The 2,105-nt window shown below is 54.0% G+C and carries 3 protein-coding genes; all 3 read right to left on the bottom strand.

All coding sequences use genetic code 11. From position 1 onward, the window contains the following. Positions 1–104 precede the first annotated feature (104 nt). Entirely contained in the window at positions 105–551 is a 447-nt protein-coding gene (locus tag J5F18_RS13950) for an Asp23/Gls24 family envelope stress response protein (protein WP_346299199.1), read from the bottom strand. Next, positions 548–1,933, bottom strand: a complete 1,386-nt coding sequence (gene accC / locus J5F18_RS13945; RefSeq protein WP_346299198.1) for an acetyl-CoA carboxylase biotin carboxylase subunit — start codon at positions 1,931–1,933, stop codon at positions 548–550. The genes J5F18_RS13950 and accC overlap by 4 nt, the downstream gene beginning before the upstream one ends. A 7-nt stretch (positions 1,934–1,940) precedes the next feature. Continuing rightward, the coding region (locus tag J5F18_RS13940) for a biotin/lipoyl-containing protein (RefSeq protein WP_346302236.1) at positions 1,941–2,105 on the bottom strand (165 nt) is incomplete at its 5' end.

Raw genomic sequence — 2,105 nt, 5'->3', positions numbered from 1 at the left:
TGGTGCTGATGGAATCGAGAATTTCATGGGTTTCTGCATTCATGCTGACGTTCCTTTTGCGGATTGTTTGATTGGGTTAATGGGGGTGATGGGCGCGGCTGACTTCAGTCAGTGTGCAGGCCGGAAGACCAGTTGGGTTCGGGCTCGCTTTTGGGCTCAGCCATGCGCACGCCATCAATAATGACATTGACGCTGGCCACCTGTTTGCTGGTCATTTTTTGCACCTGATCGGCGATGTTTTGCTGAACTTGCGCGGCAACCTTGGCCAATTCGAGACCGAAGCGCAGAATCACACGGATTTCGATTTTATAATCACCAACCTCGTCCTCCTCCACGCGCACCCCGCGATCGGATTCCTTCTTGGAGAAGATCTCGGCGATGCCATCGACGAAGCCGCCGCCGACAGCGACGACACCAGTGACTTCGAGAGCGGCCAGTCGCACGATGCTGGCGACGACGCTATGGTTGATTTTGATTTCGCCGAGTGAGCCGGACTCCTCGGAGGGTACGGGAATGGATGTTTCAGATATGGATGGATCGTTTGGACTCATGGTTGACGGTCGTTGGTGGTGATATACATGTCCTTGGGGACGCGATTGAGAAACTCTTCGATGTATTTGGTTGTGGCCTTACCTTCGCGGAAGATCGGGTCGCGAATAATGGCACGTGAGAAATGGATATTGGTTTGGATGCCGCGGATCAGGTATTCGCGCAGTGCGCGGTCCATACGATCCAGCGCCAACTCGCGGGTGCGGCCAAATGTGATGACCTTGCTGATCATACTGTCGTAGTGTGACGGGATGACATAGCCGCCGTAAACGTGCGAGTCGATGCGCACACCGTGACCACCAGGTGCGTAGTAAAGGCTAATCTCACCAGGGCAGGGGGCGAAATTGCGTCCCGGGTCCTCGGCGCATACCCGGCATTCGATCGCGTGGCGGAGGATCTTAATATCCTTTTGCTCATAGTTGAGCTTAAGACCGCTGGCGATTAGCAACTGTTCCTTTACCAAGTCGACTCCGGTGATTTCCTCGGTGACGCCGTGCTCCACCTGGATGCGGGTGTTCATTTCGATGAAGTAAAAGTCGCCGTGCTTATCGACCAGAAACTCAATGGTGCCCGCATTGCGGTATTTGGCCGATTGGGCCAATTTTACCGCACAACGACCCATCTTCTTGCGCATGTCATCGGTTATGAAGGGCGAGGGGGCCTCTTCGATTAACTTTTGGTGACGGCGCTGGACCGAGCAATCGCGTTCAAACAGGTGAATGACATTGCCGTGTTCATCCGCTAAAACCTGAATCTCGATGTGGCGCGGGTTTTCGAGGAATTTCTCGATATAGACATCGCCATTGCCAAAGGCTTTCTCGGCTTCATTTCGGGCATTGGTGAATTCGCGCTGGAAGGTGACCTTGTTGTGGGCGACGCGCATGCCCTTGCCGCCGCCGCCGGCGACGGCTTTAATAATAACCGGAAACCCAATTTTAGTGGCTACTTGCACCGCCTCCTCCACATCACGGATCACGCCCTGACTACCGGGAATGGTAGGGACTTTGGCCTTGGCAGCCATTTCCCGAGCGCGGGCTTTGTCGCCAAAGTCGCGAATGGTTTGCGAGGAAGGACCGATGAACTTGATGTTGCAGCGCTCACATTGTTCAGCGAAGTCGGCATTCTCCGCTAAAAACCCGTAGCCGGGGTGGATGGCATCGACATTGGCAATTTCAGCGGCGCTTAGGATGCGATCTGCCTTGAGGTAGCTCTGATTGCCAGCTGCCGGACCAATGCAAATCGCCTCATCCGCCAGTTGAACGTGTAGGGATTGTTCATCGGCCTCTGAGTACACGCAAAGGGTTTTAATACCGAGCTCATGACAAGCCCGCACGATGCGCAGTGCAATTTCCCCGCGGTTGGCAATTAATACCTTTTTAATCATGGGTTAATCAGGCGGTTTTGATTTTGAAGAGCGGTTGACCGTATTCCACGGGTTCGCCGTTTTCAACGAGAACCTCGGTAATGACTCCCTTCTGTTCGGCTGCAATCTCATTCATTACCTTCATGGCCTCGATAATGCAGACCGTGGTTTCGTCTGTCACCTTGGCGCCGAC

It is taken from the genome of Halomonas sp. BM-2019, from assembly GCF_017584085.1.
Note: the sequence above shows the minus strand (reverse complement) of the source record. Positions and strands in the feature narration are given on the sequence as shown.